The sequence below is a fragment of the Pseudomonas sp. UBA6315 genome, assembly GCF_002438125.1.
GTDB lineage: Bacteria > Pseudomonadota > Gammaproteobacteria > Pseudomonadales > Pseudomonadaceae > Aquipseudomonas > Aquipseudomonas faucium.
The window spans coordinates 1-23,408 of the sequence record NZ_DJTF01000043.1 but is presented as its reverse complement, the minus strand read 5'-3'; the positions used below and the strand labels follow the sequence as shown (position 1 = coordinate 23,408).

At 65.4% G+C, this 23,408-nt stretch carries 21 protein-coding genes; 5 read left to right on the top strand and 16 right to left on the bottom strand.

Going from position 1 to position 23,408, the window contains the following annotated elements; genetic code table 11:
- Positions 1-113 precede the first annotated feature (113 nt).
- The 4 genes from B3E94_RS05325 to B3E94_RS05310 all read right to left on the bottom strand — a co-directional run bounded on the left by B3E94_RS05325 (position 114) and on the right by B3E94_RS05310 (position 6,210).
- Positions 114-2,531, bottom strand: a complete 2,418-nt coding sequence (locus B3E94_RS05325; RefSeq protein ID WP_236236511.1) for a glucose/quinate/shikimate family membrane-bound PQQ-dependent dehydrogenase — start codon at positions 2,529-2,531, stop codon at positions 114-116.
- Positions 2,532-2,770: 239 nt separating this feature from the next.
- Positions 2,771-4,975, bottom strand: coding sequence for a TonB-dependent receptor (locus B3E94_RS05320; RefSeq protein ID WP_286912604.1), 2,205 nt, complete (start codon positions 4,973-4,975; stop codon positions 2,771-2,773).
- Positions 4,976-5,099: 124 nt separating this feature from the next.
- Positions 5,100-5,453: a cupin gene (locus B3E94_RS05315; protein WP_286912603.1), complete on the bottom strand. Its 354-nt coding sequence runs from the start codon at positions 5,451-5,453 to the stop codon at positions 5,100-5,102.
- 145 nt (positions 5,454-5,598) lie between these two features.
- Entirely contained in the window at positions 5,599-6,210 is a 612-nt protein-coding gene (locus B3E94_RS05310; protein WP_286912602.1) for a LysE family translocator, read from the bottom strand.
- A 102-nt stretch (positions 6,211-6,312) separates the two neighbouring features.
- On the opposite strand from B3E94_RS05310, the gene B3E94_RS05305 reads away from it, so the two are divergent.
- Positions 6,313-7,275: a GlxA family transcriptional regulator gene (locus tag B3E94_RS05305; protein WP_286912601.1), complete on the top strand. Its 963-nt coding sequence runs from the start codon at positions 6,313-6,315 to the stop codon at positions 7,273-7,275.
- Positions 7,276-7,437: 162 nt separating this feature from the next.
- Here the strand turns inward: B3E94_RS05305 and B3E94_RS05300 are convergent, their stop codons facing one another.
- The 4 genes from B3E94_RS05300 to B3E94_RS05285 all read right to left on the bottom strand — a co-directional run bounded on the left by B3E94_RS05300 (position 7,438) and on the right by B3E94_RS05285 (position 11,035).
- Positions 7,438-8,289: a CAP domain-containing protein gene (locus B3E94_RS05300; protein ID WP_176515195.1), complete on the bottom strand. Its 852-nt coding sequence runs from the start codon at positions 8,287-8,289 to the stop codon at positions 7,438-7,440.
- Positions 8,290-8,490: 201 nt separating this feature from the next.
- A complete protein-coding gene (locus B3E94_RS05295) occupies positions 8,491-9,102 on the bottom strand; it encodes a cell wall hydrolase (protein ID WP_236236506.1) in 612 nt (203 codons plus the stop codon).
- 48 nt (positions 9,103-9,150) lie between these two features.
- A complete protein-coding gene (locus tag B3E94_RS05290) occupies positions 9,151-10,068 on the bottom strand; it encodes an AEC family transporter (protein ID WP_176515192.1) in 918 nt (305 codons plus the stop codon).
- Between the two features lie 103 nt (positions 10,069-10,171).
- The gene (locus B3E94_RS05285; RefSeq protein ID WP_176515190.1) at positions 10,172-11,035 is read right to left on the bottom strand and encodes a LysR family transcriptional regulator; all 864 of its coding nucleotides are present in this window, start codon (positions 11,033-11,035) and stop codon (positions 10,172-10,174) included.
- Positions 11,036-11,171: 136 nt separating this feature from the next.
- Between B3E94_RS05285 and sodC the strand changes: the two genes are divergently transcribed.
- Positions 11,172-11,687: a superoxide dismutase [Cu-Zn] SodC gene (gene sodC, locus B3E94_RS05280; RefSeq protein WP_286912599.1), complete on the top strand. Its 516-nt coding sequence runs from the start codon at positions 11,172-11,174 to the stop codon at positions 11,685-11,687.
- Positions 11,688-11,693: 6 nt separating this feature from the next.
- On the opposite strand, the gene B3E94_RS05275 is transcribed toward sodC, so the two are convergent.
- The 4 genes from B3E94_RS05275 to B3E94_RS05260 all read right to left on the bottom strand — a co-directional run bounded on the left by B3E94_RS05275 (position 11,694) and on the right by B3E94_RS05260 (position 15,712).
- A complete protein-coding gene (locus B3E94_RS05275; protein ID WP_176515186.1) occupies positions 11,694-12,293 on the bottom strand; it encodes an START domain-containing protein in 600 nt (199 codons plus the stop codon).
- An 88-nt stretch (positions 12,294-12,381) separates the two neighbouring features.
- Entirely contained in the window at positions 12,382-13,218 is an 837-nt protein-coding gene (locus tag B3E94_RS05270) for a bifunctional allantoicase/(S)-ureidoglycine aminohydrolase (RefSeq protein WP_176515184.1), read from the bottom strand.
- 132 nt (positions 13,219-13,350) lie between these two features.
- On the bottom strand, positions 13,351-14,715 hold the full coding sequence (locus B3E94_RS05265) for an LLM class flavin-dependent oxidoreductase (RefSeq protein WP_286912598.1): 1,365 nt from the start codon (positions 14,713-14,715) through the stop codon (positions 13,351-13,353).
- Between the two features lie 16 nt (positions 14,716-14,731).
- Positions 14,732-15,712 carry an aliphatic sulfonate ABC transporter substrate-binding protein gene (locus B3E94_RS05260; protein WP_286912597.1) on the bottom strand — a complete coding sequence of 327 codons (981 nt, stop codon included), beginning with the start codon at positions 15,710-15,712 and terminating at the stop codon, positions 14,732-14,734.
- Positions 15,713-15,940: 228 nt separating this feature from the next.
- Between B3E94_RS05260 and B3E94_RS05255 the strand changes: the two genes are divergently transcribed.
- Positions 15,941-16,819 (top strand): SMP-30/gluconolactonase/LRE family protein, encoded by an 879-nt coding sequence (locus B3E94_RS05255; RefSeq protein ID WP_236236501.1) that lies wholly within the window; start codon positions 15,941-15,943, stop codon positions 16,817-16,819.
- Between the two features lie 70 nt (positions 16,820-16,889).
- On the opposite strand, the gene B3E94_RS05250 is transcribed toward B3E94_RS05255, so the two are convergent.
- The 3 genes from B3E94_RS05250 to B3E94_RS05240 are packed head-to-tail and all read right to left on the bottom strand — an operon-like array spanning position 16,890 to position 19,098.
- Positions 16,890-17,552 (bottom strand): class I SAM-dependent methyltransferase, encoded by a 663-nt coding sequence (locus B3E94_RS05250; RefSeq protein WP_286912596.1) that lies wholly within the window; start codon positions 17,550-17,552, stop codon positions 16,890-16,892.
- A 26-nt stretch (positions 17,553-17,578) separates the two neighbouring features.
- Positions 17,579-18,424: a phosphatase PAP2 family protein gene (locus tag B3E94_RS05245; RefSeq protein ID WP_286912595.1), complete on the bottom strand. Its 846-nt coding sequence runs from the start codon at positions 18,422-18,424 to the stop codon at positions 17,579-17,581.
- A gap of 2 nt (positions 18,425-18,426) precedes the next feature.
- The gene (locus B3E94_RS05240; RefSeq protein WP_286912593.1) at positions 18,427-19,098 is read right to left on the bottom strand and encodes a histidine phosphatase family protein; all 672 of its coding nucleotides are present in this window, start codon (positions 19,096-19,098) and stop codon (positions 18,427-18,429) included.
- A 209-nt stretch (positions 19,099-19,307) separates the two neighbouring features.
- Here B3E94_RS05240 and mqo point away from each other — a divergent pair, with 209 nt between their 5' ends.
- On the top strand, positions 19,308-20,897 hold the full coding sequence (gene mqo, locus B3E94_RS05235; RefSeq protein WP_286912592.1) for a malate dehydrogenase (quinone): 1,590 nt from the start codon (positions 19,308-19,310) through the stop codon (positions 20,895-20,897).
- Positions 20,898-21,007: 110 nt separating this feature from the next.
- The gene (locus B3E94_RS05230) at positions 21,008-22,054 is read left to right on the top strand and encodes a class I SAM-dependent methyltransferase (protein WP_286912591.1); all 1,047 of its coding nucleotides are present in this window, start codon (positions 21,008-21,010) and stop codon (positions 22,052-22,054) included.
- Positions 22,055-22,156: 102 nt separating this feature from the next.
- Here B3E94_RS05230 and B3E94_RS05225 read toward each other — a convergent pair whose 3' ends face one another.
- Entirely contained in the window at positions 22,157-23,401 is a 1,245-nt protein-coding gene (locus tag B3E94_RS05225) for a saccharopine dehydrogenase family protein (RefSeq protein WP_016394970.1), read from the bottom strand.
- Between the last annotated feature and the right edge of the window lie 7 nt (positions 23,402-23,408).

Sequence of the window (23,408 nt, the reverse complement as noted above, 5' to 3'; positions counted from 1 at the left end):
GTTATTCATGGCCTCTTCGCGGGGCAAGCCCGCTCCCACAGGATCTCCTTGCAGCTTGAAGAAGCTGTGATCCCTGTGGGAGCGGGCTTGCCCCGCGAAGAGGTCGGTACGGCTTATGGCAGTGCGTAAGAAATCACATAGTCGCCACGGTCAGTCGACTGGCGGGCGCCACCGGCGGTGATGACCACGTACTGCTTGCCGGTCTTGGGCGAAACGTAGGTCATCGGGCCGCCCTGGCTGCCGACTGGCAGGCGCGCCTTCCAGATCTCGTTGCCGTTGCTGCTGTCGTAGGCGCGCAGGTAGAAGTCCTGGGTGCCGGCGATGAAGATCAGGCCGCCTTGGGTCGACAGGGTGCCGCCCAGGGTGGGCAGGCCGATCTTGATCGGCAGGTGCATGCGGATGCCCAGGGGGCCGGTGTCTTCCACGGTGCCGACCGGTACCTGCCAGGCCACCTGGCGGGTCTTCATGTCGATGGCGGTGAGGGTACCGAACGGCGGCGCCTGGCACGGGATGCCGGCGACCGACAGGAAGCGGTTCTTGTTCACCGCATACGGGGTGCCCTTGAGCGGCACGGCGCCCATGCCGGTGTTCAGGGCTTCGCCACCGGAGGCGGCTGCGGCCTTGTTCTGCGACGGGATCATCTGGATCCACAGGCCCAGGCGCATGTCGTTGACGAAGATGAAGCCATGCACCGGGTCAGTGGAGATGCTGCCCCAGTTCATGCCGCCCAGCGAACCCGGGAAGCTCAGCGACAGGTCGGTGCCTGGCGCGGTGTACAGGCCGTCGTAGCGCATCTTCTTGAAGTCGATGCGGCACAGCAGTTGGTCATACGGGGTGGCGCCCCACATGTCCGACTCGGTCAGGGTCTGCGCGCCGATCTGCGGCATGCCGACCGATTTCGGCTGGGTCGGGGAGTACGGCTCGTTGGGGATGTTGCTTGGCTTGACCGGCACTTCGTCGACCTGGGTCAGCGGCTTGCCGGTGGCGCGGTCGAGCACGTAGATCTGGCCAGCCTTGGTGCCGATCACCACCGCAGGCACGGTCTGGCCGTCGTCCTTGGTGAAGTCGATCAGGCTCGGCTGCATCGGCAGGTCGAAGTCCCACAGGTCGTTGTGCACGGTCTGGTACACCCACTTCTGGTTGCCGGTGGTGGCGTCCAGGGCCAGCACCGAAGCGCCGTAGGTGTGGTCCAGGGTGTTGCGTTCAACGCCGTAGATGTCGGTGGACGAGGAGCCCATCGGCAGGAACAGAGTATTCATCGCCGGGTCGTAGGACATCGGCGCCCAGCTGTTCGGGGTGCTGCGCACGTAGGTGCTGTCGCCCTGCGGTGCCTGGCGATCCTCGGGGTTGCCCGGGTCGAAGGCCCAGCGCATTTGCCCGGTGATTACGTCGAAACCACGGATCACGCCGCCTGGCATGTCGGTCTGGACGTTGTCGGCAACACGGCCGCCCACCACCACGGTGGTACCGGCCATCAGCGGCGCGGACGACAGCTGGTAGTAGGAGTCCGGCACGTCACCCAGGCCTGCCTTGAGGTTGACCTGGCCGTTGTTGCCAAAGCCCTGGCAGAACTCGCCGTTGTCGGCGTCGACGGCGATCAGGCGGCCGTCGATGGTGTTGGTCAGCAGGCGGCGCTGGCAGTTGGCGCCGGCCGGCACGCTGCCGCCGGTGATCGGCGAGCTGTTCGGCTGGGTCGGCTGGGCGATGGCGGCGGTGGCGTCGAAATAGGCCATGCCGCGGCAACGCTGCCAGACCTTGGACTGGGCGTTGATGGCGTTCTTCCACAGCTCCTTGCCGGTGTCGGCATCCAGCGCGATCAGGTTGTTGTGCGGGGTGCAGATGAACACCTTGTTGCCGATCTGCAGTGGGGTCAGCTGGTCTTCGGCACCGTTGCCGTCGCTGATGGCCACGTCACCGGTGTGGTAGGTCCAGGCCACCTTGAGCTTGTCGACGTTGTCGCGGTTGATCTGGTCGAGCGCGGCGAAGCGGCTGCCACCTTCGGTGTTGCCGTAGTGCGCCCAGTCTTTCTGCGCCTTGCCGGCTTCGACCGGGGTCATGCCCGGGCCCTTGCCGTTGGGGGCGACGCTTGGGTGGGCAACGAACATGTTGCCGGCGGCGATCACCAGCACCACGGCCAGCACGCCGGCGATGCCGTAGGCACCGCGGCCGGCGCTGGCGCCGCTGGCACGTGCCAGCAGCGGGTAGACCAACGCCACCACCATGCCGATCGCGCCGAACATGAACAGGCGCGAGAACAGCGGCCAGAACACCAGGCCGGTGTCGACCACTGCCCAGATCGCGGTACCGAGCAGGAAGGCTGCGTACAGCCAGGCGCCGGCCTTCTTGCGGCGGGCGATGAGCACACCGGCGATGGCCATGGCCAGGCCGCCGATCAGGAAGTACCAGGAACCGCCCAGGCCGGCCAGCTTGACGCCGCCAGCGGCGAGGAGCAGGCCGAGCAGGGCGATGACCACGCCCAAGCCGACCAGGAGGATTTTTGTGGCGCCAACGGCGCGCGGTGTTTCGTTCATGCCAGGGATCTCAGCAGGTGGAATGCGCGCAGTTTAAGCCCTTAGCAAGCTAATTAACAAGTTAGTACATAATCTTGTGAGGCTGATTGTCGCAGGCTTGAACTTGCAGGTTTGTCGCGAAAAGTTTAGATCAGGCAGTGAACAATGCCTTAAAAGTGGGTGTTTGTTCGTGTTCCGAATGCTGCTCAGACTTTTGTATTAGGCAAGGAGGGCCTGCCGCAAGCAGGCCCCTTTTTTGCCTAGAACTGATAGGTGCCGGTGAGGATGGCCGCTCGGCTGGCGCCATACTCGATGGCCGACGAACGTGCGGCGTTGCCGTTCTGCTGACGCACGCGCTCCACGTAGGCTTTGTCGAACAGATTGTTGACGTTCAACTGCAGGTCGAGCTGGCGGTTGACCTGGTACCCGACCATGGCGTTGTGCAGCCAGTAGGCATCGAGCTTGGCGTTGGTGCTGGAGGTGACGTTGCGTTCGCTGACATAGCGGGCGCCATAGCCGAAGGTCCATGTGGGGGTGAGCTGGTAGGTGGTCCACAGGTTCAGCGAACGCGGCGGGGTGTTGCCCAGCGCCTGGCCCTTGCTGGCGAAGCCGTTACTACCTGCGGCCGCCTTGAGGGTCTCGCTGTCGAGGAAGGTGTAGTTGGCGAATACCGTCCAGCGTTCGCTCAGGTGGCCCGTGAGCCCCAGTTCCAGGCCTTGCACGCGTTGTTTGCCGGACAGCACGGTGGAGCCGTCCGCCAGCGTTTCGCGGGCGTTGCTCTTGACGATATGAAACAGCGCGGCGTCCAGCTCCAGTCGCTGGTCGAGCATCAGCCACTTGCTGCCCAGTTCCCAGGTCTGATTCCTTTCCGGCGCGAGCCCTTCGGTGGTTGCGCTCAGGCCCCGCGCGTTACTGGCCAGTGACTCGGCCGAAGGGTTGAAGGAGGTGCCCCAGGCAAGGTAGACGCGCCCGTGCTCGGTGGGTTTGTAGACCAGCCCGGCCCGGCTGCTGACGGTATGGTCGAGGCTGTCGAAGGCCGAGGTGCGCTCGTGGGCCGGGGAGTACCCCTTGGCGCTGCCGGCGAAGCGGTCATGGCGCAGGCCCAAGTGCAGGTCCCAGCGCTCGTTCAAGGCGATGGTGTCGAACAGGTAGAGGGCCTGGTTGTCCAGCGCGGTTTCGGTGTAGCCCGAAACTGCCTTTTGCACGGGGCCGCTCCAGTAACCGGGCGGGTTCTCCAGCGCGTAGCCGTTGGCGGGGTAGCGCGGGGTGCCCAGGCCATGGTTGTAGGTTTTCAGCGCCAGCGTTTCGCGTGACAGCTCCACGCCCATCACCCAGTCATGTTCCAGGCCCAGCAGCCGGTGGTGGCCACGCAGGCTGGTCTGGCTGATCCACATCTGCGTGGTGGCGTCGCGGCCGTAGCCCTGCGGGCCGGCCGGCAGGTAACGCCCGGGGGGCAAACCGCGGGTGCTGACGTGGGAGGCGGAGACCACGGTGTCACGCCTGAGCTGGCTGTAGCGGGCCAACTGCTGCAACTGCAGTTGTTCGTTGAAGTCATGTTGCAGATCGAGCGTCAGCTGGTTCTGCTCGATGTGCTCCTTGTCGAGGTTCTTCCAGCCGAAGTATTGGTCGCGCTCGACACCCGCCAGGCGCTTGCCGTCCAGCGCCGGCACGCCGTAGTCGGGCAGGTTGTCGTCGACCTGGTGCAAGGCGCTCAGGGTCAGCCAGGTGGCGTCACTCAGGCCCAGTTGCAGGGCCGGGGCGATGCCCCAGCGCTGCTGGTCGATGCCGGGGCGGCCGGGCACTTCGTTGCGGTGCGCCATCAGGTTGAGGCGCGCCGCGCTGCCCTGGCCGACAGCGGCCAGCGGCTGGTTGCTGTCCAGGGTCAGGCGTTGATAGCCGGCGCTGCCCAGGCTGCCGCCCAGGCGGGTGAAGGCCTGGTGGTCGGGCTGCTTGCTGACGAGGTTGATGTTGCCGCCGGTGGCGCCGGCCCCGCCGAACACTGAGCTGGGGCCTTTGATCACCTCTACCTGTTCGAGGTTGAAGGTGTCGGAGCGCGTGGTCTGGGCGCTGTCGCGCAAGCCGTCGACCTGGATGCTGTTGCTCGCCGAAAAGCCGCGGATGTTGATGTTGTCGCCAGAGCCGCCACCACCTTCACCGGCGTTGAAGGTGATGCCGGAAACATTCGACAGCACCTGGCGCAAGCCCAGCGCCTGCTGCTGGGCAAGCACCGGGGCCGGGACCACGGTGATGGTCTGCGGGGTGTCGAGCAATGGGGCCAGTTGCTTGATCGAGGCCGAGCGTTCGGTACGGGGGCTGGTCGAGGCGGGCGCGTTGACCTGCGTCTCTTCAAGCTCGACCAAGGGTTGCACGGCGAGGGCATTGCCACACAGGGAGGCGGCGCCCAGGCCAAGGGCGGAACTGCGCAGCGCGCTGCGCAGGGTACGGTCGGTTGTAAGGTGGTGCATGCGTGAATGTCCAGCGTTGGTGAGTGAAGCCGGGCTGTGAGTGGTTTTCACAGGCGAGCGGGGGCACTGCGCCATGGCCAAGGGCCGCGCAGGGGTTCAAGAAAAAAGTGTCGGGGCGATCAGGTCAGCTGGCAGGCCAGGGCGTTGCGGTGCCGTAGAACACGGCTAGCCAAACGGTATGGCTGCCCTGGGCGGTCCACTCCACGCGGTGCCGGCAGTGGGCCGGGATGTCCAGGCAATCGCCGGGTGCCAGCAGCCGGGTGTGGGCTTCATGCTCCAGGCGCAGGCCGGCACTGCCGCTCAGCAACAGGATCCATTCGTTTTCGGGCTGGTCGTACCAGAAGCCGGACGGGCTGCACTGGCCGCTGGAAACGATGCGTTCGATACGCAACCCGGGGCGCTTGAGCAGGTCGTCGACCCACTCCGGCGCGGCGGGGTTGCAGGAAGGGAGAGGGGTGAGGAGGTTGGAGGGTGTCATAGGGAATCTCGCTCTACAGGAGTTCATTCACTATGGACTTCATCGAAAATCGGCGCGCCTCATGGGCACCTACTCAGCGTGTAGGACTTTTCTGAGGCGCTAGGCAAAAGGATACATATGGACAAGTTTCTGCCGATTCTGCGCGTTATCGGCTGAGCGGCAAGGCCACGCCAATCAGCGCGAACAGGCTGCCGCAGCAGCGGTTGAAGCCCTTGCCGCCCTTGGCCAGCCAAGGGCGCACGCGAAATGCCATCCGTGCCAGCAGGTACTCGACCACGAACTCCACGCTGGCGAAAGTCGCCGCCATGATCACGAACTGCAGCAGCAACCCGCGTTGCGGGTCGAGAAACTGCGGCAGGAATGCGCCATAGAACAACAGCACCTTGGGGTTGGCCACCGCCGACAGCAGGCCCTGGCGGAACAGGTCGGCGTTGCCCAGGCTGGCCGTGCGCTGGCTGGCCTCCAGCTGCAAGGCCGGGCTGCGCCAGAGCTGGATGCCCAGCCACAGCAAATAGGCCCCGCCCACCCATTTGAGCACGGTCAGCACCGAAGCCGAGGTTTGCAGCAGGGCGCTCAAACCGAACATGGCCAAGGCAATCAGCGCACTGAAGCCGAACACCCCGCCGACGATGGTGAACAAGGTGCGCCGGGCGCCATACAGCGCACCGTGGGTCAGGGCCAGCAAGCTGTTGGGGCCGGGGGTGAGCGACAGGCCGATGCTCGCCAGCAGGTAGAGGAGCCAGGTATCCAGTGCCATGGAAAATGCCTTGAGTTCGAGATGGCCGCCAGTTTAAGGGACGGCGCGCGATGCCGAGGGTATTATCTAGACATTCCATGGTGTTATCTGGACGCGCCGGTCATGACCCCCGATATCCGCTTGCTGGTTCTGCCGTTGCCGGACTTTGCCCTGCTGCCCTTTGGCGCCTTTCTCGACAAGCTGCGTTTCAGTGCAGACGATGAGGACTACAGCCGCCAGCGCTATTGCGCCTGGACACTCGGCGGCTTGGCCGGCGAACCCGTGGTGTCGAGCAGCGGCGCGGTGCTGCAGGTCGAGGCCATTGCCGAGCAGCGCCTGGCCGACTACGACTACCTGGTGCTGTTCGGCGGTCGCAATGCCGAGGCAACGGCGCGCTTGGCGGGGCAGTACAAAAGCCTGCTCACGCGCGCAGCCCGGGCCGGCGTGAAGCTGGTCGGCATCGACAATGCCGCGTTCCTGCTGGCGGCCTGCGGCTTGCTGGACGGGCACAAGGTGGTGGTGCACTGGCGGCACGAGGCCGAGTTCCGCGCCAGTTTCCCCCACCTGGAGCTGCTGCCCGAGCAGTTGTACTGCATCGACGGGGCGCGCATCACCTGCGCGGGAGGCACTGCGGCCATCGACCTGGCGGTCGAGCTGTTGTCACGCAGCTGTGGACGCGCGCGTGCGCTCAAGGGGTTGGCCGACATGCTGGTGGACGAGTCCAGGGACAGCCGCCATGCCTTGCGCTCGCTGGAGGCCGGCCCAGGCCAGGGGCGCCAGGTGCAGCGCGCCCTGGCACTGATGCGTCATCACCTGGCGGCGCGCCTTTCCATCGAGCAGTTGGCGCTGGATCTGGGCATCAGCCGGCGCCAGCTGGACCGCCAGTTCCAGGCCAGCCATGGCATGAGCGCCAAGGCCTGGTGGCAGGAGATGCGCCTGCAGCAGGCGCGCTGGCGGTTGCTCAACTCCAGCCACAGCCTGGGGCAGATTGCCGACGAGGTAGGGCTGGGCGATGCCAGCTACCTGGGGCGCTGCGTGCGCCAGCGTTTTGGTTGCACGGCGCTGGCGTTGCGCAGGGGCGCTTGAGGGCGCAGAGGTTAGAGCTTGTGGGGTATTGGTGGGAGCGGGCTTGCCCCGCGAAGAGGCCCGCCCTTACACCTGCGCTGCTTGGCACGGGCTACGCCCGTGTTCGCGGGGCAAGCCCGCTCCCACAATCAAGGCACTTGCGCAGCATAAAGCACAGCCTGTTCACTGCGGGGTGCCGAACAGCCCCGTCCAATAGATGCCGGCGTCGCTTTTCGGGTCCACGGCATAGGCGGCGCCGAGCTCGCGGTAGTCCGGATTCATCAGCGTCGCGCAATGCCCGGGGCTGGCCAGCCAGCCATCCACCACCTTCTGCGCGGTGTCACGCCCGGCGGCGATGTTCTCGCCAATCTGCTGGTACAGGTAGCCTGCCAGCTCCGCACGGTCGCCCGGGGTGCGCCCGTCACGGTCGATATGGTCGAAGAAGTTCTGGTTGGCCATCGCCCGCGTATGGGTCGCCGCCACGCCGGCCAGGGTGGTGTTCCAGCTCAGCGCCGGCGCTGCGGCGAACGGCTGGCCGCCGCATTGGCGCGGCGCCTTGCGCGCAACGTTGATCGCCTGCAGCAGCTTCTGCCCCTCGGCCTGCCAGTCGCCCAGGCGCCCGCTGAGCAGCGGGCGGGCGAGGACGATGCGCCAGTCGCGGCCCTCCTGGCTGACACCGATATCGACGAACTGCGGGTCGAGCACCACCTGGCAGAAGCTCTCTTCGATGGCATGCATGGCGGCGCGGGCATCGCGCGGGCCAGATAGGCTGATGGCCTGGACATTGACCATCGGGTAGGCGGCGCGGGTCATGGCCTGTTGCAGGTCGCGGGTACCTTCCGGCGACAGGTCCAGGCGGGTGTCGCTGTTGAGCGGCGGCAGTTCCAGCGATGCCTCGCCACCACAGGGCTGGGCCTGGCTGCGGTAGGCATTGATCGAATCGATCAGCTGCGCCTCTTCGCCGGTGGCAGCCAGGCTCCCGGTCGAGATGACCAGGCCCAGCGACAAGGCGGCAACGGATGACAGGACGCGCATGTGGATCTCCCTGTGACTGGCAGCGTCTTGGTATGCGCTGCTCATCCTACACAAGCCCAAGGTTTTTGGCCCGGAATCGTGCGAAGCAAAGTTGAGCGCCGGCAAAGGCTTGCGGGCGGCAAAAGAGGGAGTAGACCATGGGTCGCCAGAAAAGTGCGAATGGGTGGTAATCATTCGCACCATCAGCTGCTGCCGATGCGCTCAGCGTGCCAGGGCCTGGTTGGGTTTGTAGAACAGGAAGTGCCGGGTTTCGGCTGTCTTGCGGTAGGCCTTGGCCCAGTCGGGATGTACGTTGCGATCATGGAAGTAGAGCGCGCCGCCGGTTGTATCCTTGAGCTGCTGGTTGAGCGCCTTGCGCGCGATTTCCTTGGCCACGTCGTAGCGCTGCGCCTCCTCGACCTGGTCGGGGCGCCCGTCGCACCACCAGGAAAACTGGCACGACTTGCTTTCCACCCCTTGCTTGACCACGCCGCAGATGGTGTTGGGGAAGCCCTCGTGGCCCAGGCGGTTGAGCACCACGCTGGCGACCGCGCTCATGTCCTGCGCATCGGCGCCCTTGGCTTCCCAGTAGATGGTGCGGGCCAGGCAGGTAATGCTGTCATCCATCGGCGCCTGGCCTGCGGGGTCGACTGCCTTGACCTCGCCGGGGCTCAGGGTTTCGGCTTTTTTCGGCGGTGGGGCGTCATTGGCCACCTTTTCTTCGAGCACCTGCGCCTTGTCTTCGGCCACTGCGGCCTTGGCAGTGTCGGCGGCATGCAAGGGGCCTGCGAGCAGGGCCGTGGTCAATCCGATCACCATCCACGAGCAGCGCATGGTTGAGCTTCCCAAATGTGCGTTGCCTCACAGTCTAGCCAAGCGCCATCACTTGAGCGTAAGCATTAGCACCAAAGGCAGGGTGACGGCGGCAAGCACGGTCTGCAGGGCGATGATGGTGGCCATCAACGGGGCGTTCCCGCCCATCTGCCGGGCCATGACATAGGACGATGAAGCCGTCGGCAGCGCCTGGAACAACACCGCCACCACCGCCGCCTGGCCACCCAGGCCCAGCAGCCGGCACAGGCCCCAGGTGGTCAGCGGCATGACCAGGAACTTGAACATCGACGCCGCCATCAGCGGCCGCACCTGTTGGCCAACGCTCGCGCCACCCAGCGCCGCGCCTACGCACAGAAGGCCCAGGGGCAGGGCCGCCTGGCCCAGGGCCTTGACCGTCGGCTCCAGGCCCGCCGGCAGGCCCAGCCCGGTCACCCGTAGCAGCAGCCCGCCGGCGCAGCCGACGATCAACGGGTTGGCAAAAATGGCCCGCAGCACCGTGGCCGGCGAGCTGTGGCGGGCGCTGAAGCGCGCGAACACCAGCACGCACAGCAGGTTCACCAGCGGCACGATGGCAGCGTTGGCCACGGCCGCCAGGGCGATGCCGGCGCTGCCGTAGATGCCGGCGGCGAGGGTGGCGCCGATGTAGTTGTTGAAGCGCACGCCACCCTGGAACACCGAGGTGAAATCGGCGCCATCGTGGTTCACCGCGCCCTGGTAGAGCACCAGCAGCACGGCGCCAAGCAGGGTCGAGAGCATCAGCACACCGACCATGCCCAGCACCGGTACGCCATCGAGGTTGGCGGTGGCCAGGCCATGGAGAAACAGCGACGGCAGCAGCACGTAGTAGCTCAGGCGTTCGGCACCTGGCCAGAAGCTCTCGGCGAGAAAGCCGCGGATGCGCAGCAGCGTGCCCAGGGCAATCAGCAGGATGATGGGCACTAAGGTGGTCAGCAGCAGGTGGAGCATGGCGGGCGTTCCGTGATCGGGTACGGGCACAGGTTAGCGGCACCGATCAATCATTAAAAACGCGTATTTCTGCAGCCACCGTTGAGGAAAACTGCACGGTAAGTCACGCCTCAAGTGCAGTCTTGAGCACCGCGCTCAAATGCCGCCGCTGGCTTTTCTCGTGTTCCAGCAACACTACCCGGCGTTTGAGCTGTGGCTCGCCGAAGGGCAGGCAGGTTGCCGCTGGCAGCCTTTGCAAGTCGTCGTCAGCCATCGGGATGATCGCCACCCCCAGCCCCATGACCGCCATGCTCGCCAGCGCTTCCTGGCTGTCCAGCTCCATCTGTTCACTGACCTGCAGGTGCTGGCGGCGCAGCTCCTGCTCGATCTGCCGGCCCGCCCAGGCGCGCTTGTCGAAGCGCAGGAAAGGCTGGCTGGCCAACAGCTGGGGCAGGCTCTGGCCGGCGAGTTCGGGGCTGGCGATGGCCCAGAAGCGGTCTTCGAACAGCGGGGTGAAGTCCAGGCTCTGCGGGTAGGGCATGACCGGCTCGGTGGTGATCGCCGCATCCAGCTCGCCGTCCTCCACGCGCCGCGCCAGCTCTGCCGACATGCCCGAGGCCACGCTGATGTGCAGGTCCGGGTGGTGCGCCTTGATCCACACCAGCGCCTTGGGCAGGCGGCGCGCCAGCACGGTGTGGATCGCGCCCAGGCGCAGGCGGCCACGCAGGCTCGGCCCGCTGGCCAGGGCATCGGCCAGTTCGTCGTAGGCCGCCAGGATGGTTTCGGCGCGCGCCACCGCCAGCTGCCCGGCCTCGGTCAGCACCACCTGGCGCCGGCTGCGGTCGAACAGCACCACCTGCAGTTCGTCTTCGAGGGTCTTGATGTGCAGGCTCACCGCCGACGGCGTCAGGCTGAGCAGGTCGGCGGCACGGGCGAAGGTGCCGTGGCGGGCGATGGTCACCAGGGTGCGCAGGGCTTTGAGAGACACGCGGGCAGGCTCCGGGGTTGAGCGGGCGAGGCGCTATTGTGTTTCAGTCTGTGGCTGGAGGGAATGCCTGCAAGCCTTGGCAGTCCGATCTCTTGCGCGGGCGCTATGCCCGTGTCACCTGCCATGGAGAAAACCGATGAAAGCAGCGCTATTGACCGCATTACTGGCCTCTACCGGCCTCGCCCAGGCCGCGCAGACCGTGGAGTTGAAGCTCGCCGGGCCAGACGGCCCCGGCAAGTCGATCGGCACCATCAGCATCGAGCAGAACAAATACGGCACCCTGCTCACCCCCGACCTCAAAGACCTGCCGCCGGGGGTGCATGGCTTCCACCTGCACCAGAACCCGTCCTGCGCCCCCAGCGAAGAAAACGGCAAGCCCGTGCCCGCCGGCGCGGCAGGCGGCCATTGGGACCCGGGCAAGAGCAATGCGCACAAGGGCCCGTATGACGACAGCGGCCACCGCGGCGACTTGCCGGCGCTTTATGTCGGTGCAGACGGCAAGGCCAGCTACCCGGTGCTGGCGCCGCGGCTCAAGGCTGACGACTTCAAGGGCCACGCGTTGATGGTGCATGCCGGCGCTGACAACCACAGCGACCATCCGGAAAAACTCGGCGGCGGTGGTGCCCGCTTCGCCTGCGGCGTCGTGCAGTAAAGCGCCTCAGGGCTGGCGCTCGGCCACCGCCCGCAAGGTGCGCAGGGTAACGACCGGCGCATCCACCACGAAGCGGTTGGCCAGCCAGCCGGGCACATCGCCGGCCGGGTCGGCCTGCAACTGGTAGGTCACTTCGGTTTCGCGCTCGCCCAGCGGCTTCATCACCCACTCGCCATTGAGGTGTTGCACGCGGATCAGCCCGGGTTCCTCGGGCAGCTTGTTGGGCTCGGCGCTCAGGTGGCGCACCAGGGTGCCGTCGTCCAGGCGTTCGGTGGTGACCTTGAGGATGATGTCGCGCGGCAGCGTCGGCCACGGCAGGTTGGTGGTCAGGTACACCCAGGTGCTGTCGCCGTCGACCCCGACCAGGCGCATCTGGTCACAGGCATACAGCCATTTGCAGGCCACGCGCAGGTTCTCCTGCAGGTCGACCAGGGTGCGCACGCTGGCCTTGATGGTGCTGACACCACGAAATTGCTGGTAGGGGGAATCTGCCGCGCCGCTGAGGTAGACGCGAATGCCTTCGCGGTCGTAGGCCAGGTTCCAGCCATCGTCGGCCAGGGCGCTGGTGGCCAGCAGCAGGGCGCCAAGCAGCAGGCAGCGGTTCATGGCGAGTACCGCGCAAAAGGGGAAACTGCAGTATGCGCGGCAAAAACAAAGCCCGCCAGGTTGGCGGGCTTCGTTCAGCAACCTGGGATCAACGCTTGGGGTTGAGGGTCAGGTGCACGTGACGGTTGACGTCCTTGTACAGCAGGTAGCTGAACTTGCCTGGGCCGCCGGCGTAGCACGCCTGCGGGCAGAAGGCGCGCAGCCACATGAAGTCGCCGGCTTCCACTTCGACCCAGTCCTGGTTCAGGCGGTATACCGCCTTGCCTTCGAGCACGTACAGGCCGTGTTCCATGACGTGGGTTTCAGCGAACGGAATCACGCCGCCCGGCTGGAAGGTGACGATGTTGACGTGCATGTCGTGGCGCATGTCGGCCATGTCGACGAAGCGGGTGGTGACCCAGCGGCCTTCGGTGCCCGGCATTTCGATGACGGTGGCGTTGTCGCGGTGGGTGACGAACGACTCGGGGATGTCCAGGCCTTCGACCTTCTGGTAGTGCTTGCGCAGCCAGTGGAAGGTGACGTTGGACTTGCTGTTGTTGCGCAGGCTCCATTCGGCGCCTGGGGCGAGGAAGGCGTAGCCGCCCTGGCCCAGGGTGTGGAGCTTGCCTTCGACGGTGATGTCGATTTCGCCTTCGACGACGAACACTACGGCTTCGGCGTTCGGGTCTTGCTCAGGGCGCTCGCTGCCGCCTTCCGGGGCCACTTCGACGATGTACTGGGCGAAGGTTTCGGCGAAACCGGTCAGCGGGCGGGCGATGACCCACATGCGCATCTTGTCCCAGAACGGCAGGTGGCTGGTGACGATGTCACGCATCACGCCCTTGGGGATGACGGCATAGGCTTCGGTGAACATGGCACGGTCAGTCAGCAGCTCGGTTTGAGCCGGGTGCCCACCGTGGGGGGCGAAGTAGGAGTGATTCGACATGAACGGTCTCGACTTGTTGTTCTCTCCCCGTGCCTTGGACCACACCGGCCGGTGCGTGCAGGGGATGTGCGGACAGCATATGGGCCAGCCCGCGGCATCCACAAATTAAATGTTGAAATACCCGGTATTTGCTTACTGAATGTGCACCTGCTGGCCTGCATGGGCCTCTGGCAGGCGGTCGCCCTTGCCGAACAGCTTGTGGCGCAAGGTGCCCTCGGCATAGCTCAGGGGATAGCGACCGCGGCGTTGCAGCTCCGGTATCAGCAGCTCGACGACGTGGGTGAGGTCGTCCGGCTGCACGGCGTAGGTCAGGTTGAAACCGTCCACGCCGGTCTGGTCCAGCCAGTGCTCCAGCTGGTCGGCGATGGCCTGCGGGTCACCCACCAGCACCGGGCCGCGGCCGCCAAGGCCGACGAACTCTGCCGCTTCACGCACGGTCCAGCGCCGGTTCGGGTCGGCGGCGGTGAAGGCCGCCAGCGCGGCGCGGCCGGCGTCGTTCTCGACGTATTCGATATGGGTGTCAGGGTCGAGGCCGGCGAAGTCGATGCCGGTCCAGCCCGACAGCAGGGCGAGGGCGGCGTCCAGATCGACGTAGCGGCGGTACTCGGCAAAGCGCGCCTGGGCCTCTTGCGTGGTAGGGGCGACGATCAGCAGCGCCTGGGCATAGATCAGCACCTCGTCGCGGCCACGCCCGGCCTCTTCGCTGGCAAGGCGGATGCCGTCGGCATAGCGGCGCAGTACCGTGGGCGTCGGCCCGCTGATGAACACGCACTCGGCATGGCGGGCGGCGAACTGCTGGCCACGCGCCGAGGCACCAGCCTGGAACAGCACCGGGGTGCGCTGTGGTGACGGCTGGCACAGGTGCATGCCGGGCACCTGAAAATGCTCGCCGGCATGGCCGATGGCGTGCACCTTGCTCGGGTCGATGTAGCGGCCGGTGTCGCGCTCAAGGCGCACGGCGTCGTCTTCCCAGCTTTTTTCCCAGAGCTTGTACAGCACCTGCAGGTATTCCTCGGCCAGGTCGTAGCGCTGGTCGTGGCCAAGCTGGCGGGCCAGGCCCAGGTTGCGGGCGGCGCTGTCCAGGTAGCCGGTGACGATGTTCCAGCCAACCCGGCCATTGCTCAGGTGATCGAGGGTGGACATGCGCCGGGCGAAGGGATACGGGTGCTCGTAGGTCAGCGAAAAGGTCACGCCAAAGCCCAGGTGCTCGGTTACCCCGGCCATCGCCGGTACCAGCAGCAGCGGGTCGTTGACCGGCACTTGCACGCCGCCGCGCAGGGCGGCTTGCGGGCCGCCCTGGTAGACGTCGTAGATGCCCAGCACGTCGGCGATGAACAGCGCATCGAACAGCCCGCGTTCGAGCAGGCGTGCCAAATCGGTCCAGTAGTCCAGGCGGTTGAAGGCCACGCTGGTGTTGCGTGGGTGGCGCCACAGGCCAGGCGACTGGTGGCTGGCGGCATTCATGCTGAAGGCGTTGAAGCGGATCGGGCGGGGCATGGCTGGGGCTCTTCGGTCAAGGCAGCACGGAGGTCGGGTAGACGGCATCGGCCACCTGCAGCTTGTGCGGGATCAGGCCCAGGCCCTGGAAGGTGTCGGCCAGCTTCTGCTGTTCGGCGACGATCTGCGGGGTGATGGCCACGGCGTTGTAGTTGCGCCGCTCGCTGGCTACCTGCAGCACGCTGGGGTTGATGCCCAGCTGCGGCGCCAGCAAGGCGGCAACCTCGGCAGGTTTGGCGTTGGCCCACTGGCTGACCTTGCCCAGCTCTGTGAAGAAGGTCTTGAGCAGCGCGCGGTGCTGGTCGGCGAAAGCCGCGGTAGACAGGTAGAAGGTGCGGTTGTTGGTCAGCCCGCTGCCATCACGCAGGCTTTTGAGGCCCGGCTGGCTTTGCGCGGCGGCGAGGAACGGGTCCCACAGGGTGGCGGCCTGCACGCTGCCCGACTGCAGGGCGGCCACGGCATCGGCAGCATTGTTGACGTAGGCCGGGGTGATGTCCTGGTAGCTCAGGCCGGCCTGCTCCAGGGCCACGGCCAGCAGGTACTGGGCATTCCAGCCACGGCCGGTGGCCACACGCTTGCCTTTGAGGTCCTGCACGCTGGCCAGGTGGTCCTGCTCGCGCACTACCAGGCCGATGCCGCGTGGGTAGGGTTGTTCGGCGGCGAGGTAGACCACCGGTTTGCCGGCGGCCTGGGCGAACACCGAAGGCGCATCGGCAGCATGGCCCAGGTCGATGGCACCGGTGCTCAGCGCTTCGAGCAGTTGCGGGCCGGCGGCGAACTCGTGCCAGGTCACTTTCACGCCTTGCGGGGCCAGGGCTTTTTCCAGGGCGCCGCTGCCTTTGAGGATGTTGATGCTGTTGAACTTCTGGTAGCCGATACGCAGGGTCTTGGCGTCATCGGCGACGGCGCTGGACCAGGGCAGCAGGGCGCTGGCGACGGTGGCCAGGAGGCCGCCGACTAGCAGGCGGCGCAGGGGCGAGAAGGCACGGGCGGGCATGGGAGAAGCTCCTTGAACGGCTGGCTGGGGATGTTTCCAGCCTAAGGAGATGGCGTTTGGCTTTCAATTTTTTAATTCCATTTGGTTAGATTGATTTGTTCTTTTTATATCCTTTTGTGTGTGGATGATTTCGCATGACGCCACGCCCGCGAGAAGGTTCCCGCGCATTGACATTTTTTTCACATTCCACTGCTAGGATCCTTTGCACTTTCCAGGAGCCCCAAGCCCATGCCCATCCTGCGCCAGCGCGGCACCCGTATCGCCCTGACCACCACCGCTGCAGTGCTCACCGCCACCCTCGGTTTCTTCGCCTGGCAAAGTTTCTATCCGGTGCAGGCCAGCAATGGCTGGGGCGTCGATGTGCTGCACCGCGACGTGACCAAGGCCGCCTCGCTGCTGGTGCAGGCCGATGGCAGCCTGCTGGTCAGCCGTGAACTGGACGATGGCCGCGGCAGCATCCTCAAGATCACCGCCCAGGGCGAGCGCGTGGTCCTGATCGACAAATTGTCCAAACCCGACGGCATGGTCGCGGCCCAGGGCGGTTGGGTGTTCAGCCAGGAGGGCGGGCAGGCGCCGGTCAGCCTGTCGCGTGATGGCCAGGTCACCCACCTGTTCGACGGCGACAGCGTGCAAGGGCTGTGGAACGATGGCGACCACCTGTACGCGATCGAGGACCGCAAGGGCAATGGCCGGCTGATGCGCTACGAGTGGGCCAGCGGCAAGCTCGAGGTGCTGCGCGCCAACCTGACCGAAACCGAAGGCCTGACCCGCTGCGCCGACGGGCGCCTGCTCTACACCGAAAAGGCCACCGGCAAGGTGCGTGCGCTGGCCGACGATGGCCAGGACCCGGTGGTGGTCGAGGGCCTGCGCAACCCCACCTTCCTGCTGTGCGACCAGCGTGGCCTGTGGATCAGCGAAGACAGCACCCACCGTGCCCGCCTGCTGCGGGTCGATGCCGATGGCACCCAACACACGGTGCTGACCTTCCTCAAGGCGCCCCAGGCCATCACCCCGGACGGCAAGGGCGGTTACCTGCTGGCCGAAGGCGGCCGCAACCGGGTCTTGCACCTGACGCCGCCAGCGGAGCAAAGCACCGCCCAGCGCTAACTACCAGCGTCACGACGAACTTAGGTGGTGGCGCTCATCACGCAGCCGCTCAAGCAGAATCGCGGCGGCGTTACTCGGCCACCAGCAACAGCGACTGCGGCACGGCGCTCTGCGGGTGTTGCGGCTCCTGCAGGCTGGCCAGCCTGAACCCGGCCATGTCCAGTGCATTCAGCCAGCTGGCCAGGGTGCGGAAGTACCACGGTATCGGCTTCCAGTGCCCGGCGAAGCCGCTGAAGGACTCCTCGCGCCAGCCATCCTGGTAGTCGCCGTTGGCCACGCTCCAGGGGTGCAAGGTCTGGATCAGCATCGCGCCCCCGGGGACCAGCAGCGTCTTCAGGGTGGTGAGCAGGGGGATGATGTCCTGCTGCAGCAGGGCGAAGTTGGCGCAGATCAGGTCGTAACCGGCGCCTACGCCTTTGGCGCTTTCGACCAACTGCTCATAGCTGGCCTGGTACACCCGCGGCGAACCGGCCGCCTGCGCCGCGGCGACCAGCGCAGCATCGCCATCCACGCCGGTGGCGTCGATGCCGCGATCGGCCAGGGCGCGCAGCAGCCAACCTTCGCCGCAGCCCAGGTCCAGTACCCGCTCAGGCTGGCGCGCCAGGATGGCCAGCAGGATCGCCTGGTCGGTCACTTGCCGGCGGCTTTCGATGGCGCCGCTGCGCACGGCGTCGATCCAGGCCTGGGCATTGTGCTGCCAGCTTCGCAGCACGGCGGTTTCGCGGCTGGGCATTGCACCCTCCAGTGCAGTGGGATTGCTCAAGCATAGGCGTCCGCCGCAGGGTTTTGCGCTGCCGCCTGCTCGATGCCTTGCAGGGCTGGCCGGCCATAGAACAGCAGCGCGGTCGCCCAACTGGCGAACCAGACGACGATCCCGGCCCAGAAGGTGTGCGACATGTAGTGCCAGCCCTGCAGCACCCGCGTGGTGCCGTACACGAAACCAATCAAGAGGATCGCAACCAGCAGCTTGCGTGCATGCTGCCAGCGGTGGCGCAATGCCACGAAGTACAGGGCCAGCAGGGTGAAACCACTGGAGGCGTGGCCACCAGGCCAGCAGCGGCCATCGCCGGCCTTGCTCAGCAGGGTGAAGTTCTCATACCACTCCTTTTGCAGCTCATGGCCACCGTACAGGGTGGTTTCCACCGGGCAATACACGCTGGTGTGGCTTTTCAGGTAGTGGATCACCGTGGTGCTCAGGGCGAAGGCGACCACCACATACAGCAAGTCGCGGCGATGCTGGGCGGTAAAGCGCAGTACCGGGCTGATACGGGTCTTGTCGAACAGGCGGGTGATCCTCGCGTTCGGGTGGTTTTGCAGGCGTGGCCAGATGAACGACAGCAGCGAGCCGATCACCGCCGCCTCGCCGGTCCAGTCCGGCAGGATGCGTGGCCATTTGTGGGTGACCTTCTCGAACCACTGGTCATGCAGCAGCGGGAAGCTGCCGGTGGCCGGGTCGATCAGCAGGTTGCTGATCCAGCGGTCCAGCTCGGTGAGGTCGAACAGCAAGAAGACCGCCACAGCCAGCGCCAGCGGCAATGCCAGGTTGTTGATGTAGAACGTGGTGCGTGAAGGGGTTGGTGTGGTTTTGGACATGGTTCTGGACATGGTTACTTCCCTGTGACGCTGACGAGTTCGCGCCATTGTTTGGCATTGAGTTGGCCCAGGATATGGGGTTTGCCGTCGCTGCCCTTGGTGACGAACAGCGCGCTGGCGTAGCCACTGTCACGCTGGCCGCCAGGTACGTCCAACTGGCGCTCCAGTTGGTCGATGCAGCCGCTGTGGGTCACCAGGATCAGGTTGCGGGCATCACGCTTGTGGGCAAACGCGGCGTCGGCGAACGTGCTGTCGCATCGCATCAGCCAGTCCTGGGTTTCGATGGCCTTGCCGAAAATGAACGATGCCGTCTGGCGGGTGCGCACTTCCGGGCTTGCAAGCACATCGGCCGCGCCCAGGCCCAGTTGCCTGATGCCGTCGCCCACGGCCTGCGCTGCCTGGCTGCCATCGACGGTGATGCCGCTGGGGTCATCGAGGCAGGCATGGTTGGAGCGATCGCAGCGTTCGGCATGGCGCACCAGCACAATCACCTGGCCCTTGGCCCAGGCCGCGTAGACGCCGTGCTCGCTCATCTGTTGCACGCTGCCCAGGTCGCTGACCTGGGGGCGGGAAAAATGCCAAAGGCCAAGCAACGACACCGCCAGCAGCCCGCCAAACAGCCAGTGCAAGCGCCGACGCTTGAGGCGCGCGGGGCGCAGGGGTGTATCGATCACATTCTCCAGCATGCTGGCACTCCAGGGCTCGGGTCCGAAGGGTGGGCCGCCTGGCCTGTCACCCGAAACTGGCGGCACATTAGCCTTGTGTTTGTGGCGCTGGAGTGAAGCGGATGTGAAAAATATGCAGGACGCACAGCCTGGACGCTGGCCATACCCGACAAAATCCGTCAGCTAAGCTTGTGCAGAACTTTTCCGACAGCGAGTTCGCGGGAGTAGAAATGAACATCACGCTCAAATCGAAGCTGCTGGTGGCCGGCATGACGCTGGCCTGGGGCATGCTCAGCGCCCAGGCCGCCGAGAGCAAGAAGGTCGATGTGCTGCTGGTGGGCGGCGGCATCATGAGCTCGACCCTTGCTGTGTGGCTCAACGAACTGGAGCCTGGTTGGTCGATGCAGATGGTCGAGCGCCTGGACAAGGTGGCCGAGGAAAGCTCCAACGGCTGGAACAACGCCGGCACCGGCCACTCGGCCCTGGCCGAGCTCAACTACACCCCGGAAAAGGACGGCAAGATCGACATCAGCAAGGCGGTGGAGATCAACGAGTCGTTCCAGATCACCCGCCAGTTCCTCGCCTGGCAGGTCAGGCAAGGTGTGCTGAAGAACCCGCACTCCTTCATCAACACCACCCCGCACATGAGTTTCGTCTGGGGTGACGACAATATCCGCTTCCTCAAGAAGCGCTACGAAGCGCTGCAGGCAAGCCCCCTGTTCAAGCCCATGCAGTACTCCGAAGACCCCGCGCAGATCCGCAAGTGGGTACCGCTGATGATGGAAGGCCGCGACCCGAACCAGAAACTCGCGGTGACCTGGACGCCCATCGGTACCGACGTCAACTTCGGTGAGATCACCCGGCAGTACGTGGCCTACCTGCAGTCGCGGCCCAATTTCGACCTCAAGCTCTCCACCGAAGTCGAGGCCATCACCCGCAACGATGATGGCTCCTGGCATGTGGAGTACAAGAACCTCAAGGATGGCAACAAGGCCGCCAGCGATGCCAAGTTCCTGTTCATCGGCGCCGGTGGTGCGGCGTTGCCGCTGTTGCAGAAGTCCGGCATCGATGAGGCCAAGGACTATGCCGGCTTCCCGGTGGGCGGCTCGTTCCTGGTGACCGACAACCCGACCATTGCCGAGCAGCACATGGCCAAGGCCTATGGCATTGCCGCCACCGGTGCGCCGCCGATGTCGGTGCCGCACCTGGACACCCGTGTGCTCGATGGCAAGCGCATGATCCTGTTCGGGCCGTTCGCCACGTTCTCGACCAAGTTCCTCAAGCAGGGCTCGCTGCTCGACCTGTTCGCCAGCGTGAGCGTGCACAACACCTGGCCGATGGTGCGTGTGGGCGTGCGCGAGTTCGACCTGGTGCAATACCTGGTAGGCCAGGTGCTGCAGTCCGACGATGACCGCTTCGACGCCCTGCGCACCTACTTCCCCAAGGCGAACAAGGCTGACTGGCGCCTGTGGCAGGCGGGCCAGCGCGTGCAGATCATCAAGAAAGACCCACAGCTGGGCGGCGTGCTCAAGCTCGGCACCGAAGTCGTCACCTCCAAGGACGGCAGCATCGCCGGCCTGCTCGGCGCCTCGCCAGGCGCTTCCACGGCGCCGCCAATCATGCTCGATTTGCTGAACAAGGTGTTCAAGGACAAGGTGGCCTCGGCGGCCTGGCAGGCGAAGATCAAGCAGATCATCCCTTCGTATGGCATGCACCTGAACGATCATCCTGACGAGGTGCTCAAGGAGTGGGCGTATACCAACGAAGTGCTGCAGCTGAACCCGCCGACGGCTGCGGCCGCACCAGCGACCGCACCCTAGGCGAGGGCTAGACTTACGACGAGACATCATCATCTATGAAAAATGACCACCGCCCCCTCGGACCGGACTTCCCCCGTCGACGGTGGCCTTCTTGCAGAGGAGGGCTGGTCATGGACGAGGCAAGGCTTCACGATTTCATGGGCAAGCTGGTGGGCGACATGGGCGCGGCGGCGACCCTGGCCAATGTCATCCTCGGTGACGAACTGGGGCTCTATCGGGCCATGGCCGACAGCCAGCCGACCACGCCCGAGGCGCTGGCCGCCCGGACCGGTTGCCACCCACGCCTGGTGCGCGAATGGCTCAATGCCCAGGCGGCGTCGGGCTACATGACCCACGACAAAGGCCAGTTCGTACTGCCCGAGGAGCAGGCCATGGCCTTGGCGCTGGAGGATTCCCCCGCCTACATGGCCGGCGGCGCGGCGGTGGTGGCGGCGCTGTTCCACGACAAGGACAAGCTGGTGGCCGCCATGCGCGGTGACGGCGGGCTGGCCTGGGGCGAGCATCACCCCTGCATGTTCAGCGGCACCGAGCGGTTCTTCCGGCCGGGCTATCGCACCTTCCTGGTAGCCCAGTGGCTGCCGGCGCTCGACGGCGTCGTCGCCAAACTGCAGGCCGGGGCGAAAGTGGCGGATGTGGGCTGCGGGCATGGCGCTTCCACGCTGGTGATGGCCCAGGCGTTCCCTGCATCGACGTTCGTTGGCTATGACTACCATGCGCCGTCCATCGCCACGGCCACTGCGCGCTCGCGCGAGGCTGGGCTGGAGGGGCGCGTCAGCTTCCAGCAGGCCTCGGCCAAGGATTACCCGGGCCATGACCATGACCTGGTGTGCTTTTTCGACTGCCTGCATGACATGGGCGACCCGGTCGGTGCGGCGCGGCACGCCTACCGGGCGCTGAAGGCCGACGGTACGGTGATGCTGGTGGAGCCGTATGCCGAGGATTCCCTGGACGGCAACCTGACGCCGGTGGGTCGCCTGTTCTATGCCGCATCGACCTTCATCTGCACGCCGAACTCGCTGTCCCAGGAAGTGGGGCTGGGGTTGGGTGCGCAGGCGGGTGAGGCACGCTTGCGAGCGGTGTTCGAGGAGGCGGGGTTCAAGAAGTTTCGGCGAGCAACGCAGACCCCGTTCAACCTGATTCTGGAGGCCAGGAAGTAGCGACTGCCCCCACAGATACCCGTGGGAGCCGGCTTGCCGGCGATAGGGCCGCAACAGGCAAAAAAGAAGGGGCGCCCTATGGGCGCCCCTTCTGTCTACTGCTTAGGCTTCAGCGTCCCAGGGACGATCGCCTTTCTCATCTTTCACGCGGGTCGGCAGGCCCATCACGTCCAGCGCCTTGAGGAACGGCTCGGCTGGCAGCTCCTCGACGTTGACCATGCGCTTGGCATCCCACTCGCCACGGGCGACCAGCAAGGCGGCGGCCACAGGCGGCACACCAGCGGTGTAGGAAATGCCCTGGCTGTCGGTCTCGGCGTAGGCCTCTTCGTGGTCGGCCACGTTGTAGATGAACACTTCGCGCGGCTGGCCGTCCTTGGTGCCCTTGACCAGGTCACCGATGCAGGTCTTGCCGGTGTAGCCGGGGGCCAGCGAGGCCGGGTCAGGCAGCACGGCCTTGACCACCTTGAGCGGTACCACTTCCAGGCCTTCGGCGGTCTTGACCGGCTGCTCGGAGAGCAGGCCCAGGTTCTTCAGCACGGTGAACACGTTGATGTAGTGCTCGCCGAAGCTCATCCAGAAACGCACGTTCGGCACGTTGAGGTTCTTGGAGATCGAGTGGACTTCGTCGTGGCCGGTGAGGTACAGGTTCTGCGAACCTACCACCGGCAGGTCGTCGGTACGCTTGACTTCGAACATGGTGTTGCTGGTCCACTGGCTGTTCTGCCAGCTCCAGACTTGCCCGGTGAACTCGCGGAAGTTGATTTCCGGGTCGAAGTTGGTGGCGAAGTACTTGCCATGGGAACCGGCATTGACGTCGAGAATGTCGATCGAATCAATGCTGTCGAAATACTGCTGCTGCGCAAGTTTTGCGTAGCTGTTCACCACACCCGGGTCGAAACCGACGCCGAGAATGGCGGTAATGTTCTTTTGTTGGCACTCTTCGAGGTGTTTCCACTCGTAGTTGCCGTACCACGGCGGGGTCTCGCAGATCTTGCCCGGCTCTTCGTGGATGGCGGTGTCCAGGTAGGCGACACCGGTATCGATGCAGGCACGCAGCACCGACATGTTGAGGAAGGCGGAACCGACGTTGATCACGATCTGCGATTCGGTCTCGCGGATCAGTGCCTTGGTCGCCTCGACATCGAGGGCATTGAGCGAGAAGGCCTGGATGTCGGCGGGTACCTTGAGGCTACCCTTGGCCTTGACGCTGTCGATGATGGCCTGGCATTTGGAGATGTTCCGTGACGCGATAGCGATACGACCCAGTTCGTCGTTATGCTGCGCGCACTTGTGGGCCACCACCTTGGCGACACCTCCTGCACCAATGATAAGAACGTTCTTCTTCAATTTACCT